Origin of the sequence: Enterovibrio norvegicus, from assembly GCF_002876705.1 — a bacterium.
GTDB lineage: Bacteria > Pseudomonadota > Gammaproteobacteria > Enterobacterales > Vibrionaceae > Enterovibrio > Enterovibrio norvegicus_B.
This window is the reverse complement of record NZ_MDAG01000057.1, coordinates 406,530-407,009: the sequence shown is the minus strand read 5'-3', so window position 1 is coordinate 407,009 and position 480 is coordinate 406,530. Positions and strand designations below refer to the sequence as shown.

1 protein-coding gene is annotated in these 480 nt (G+C 43.1%); it reads left to right on the top strand.

Going from position 1 to position 480, the window contains the following annotated elements:
* The first annotated feature begins 99 nt into the window (after positions 1–99).
* Positions 100–348 (top strand): DUF3297 family protein, encoded by a 249-nt coding sequence (locus tag BCT27_RS21215; RefSeq protein WP_102319537.1) that lies wholly within the window; start codon positions 100–102, stop codon positions 346–348.
* Positions 349–480 lie beyond the last annotated feature (132 nt).

Here is a 480-nt window from a genome sequence, read left to right as displayed (position 1 = left end):
CATCTTCACGTTGTTTGGGTCTAGCGCTATTTGTGCTTTATTAGTTTTAGATATTGCTTACAATAACGCGCTTTTTTATTTTATTTACAGGTCATGACTATGAACGACGCTACTTCACAACCAACGCTACCTGATCACCTATCAGGCAACCCACGCAGCCCACACCATGTTGCTGAGTGTTTTGAATACAACATTGGTATTTTGCTGAACGGCAAAGAGCGTTTCGACGTTGAAGAATACTGCATCAGCGAAGGTTGGGTGAAGATCCCGTCACCTAAAGCACTAGACCGTCGCGGCCAACCGCTTCTGATCACTCTGAAAGGCACGGTTGAAGCGTTTTACAAATAAGCGCATCAGCACCGTAACTCTCTGAATTAAAAAAGGCAGGAAGTGAACACTTCCTGCCTTTTTGTTTCAATTTTCTAGTTTCGACGCTCTAGTCTCTAAATCTTACAATCTTACAATCTCGCAATCTCGCAA

Bases quoted from the DNA above. Each gene is read 5' to 3' on its own strand.
- BCT27_RS21215 (WP_102319537.1), top strand. From the start codon at position 100: ATGAACGACGCTACTTCACAACCAACGCTACCTGATCACCTATCAGGC.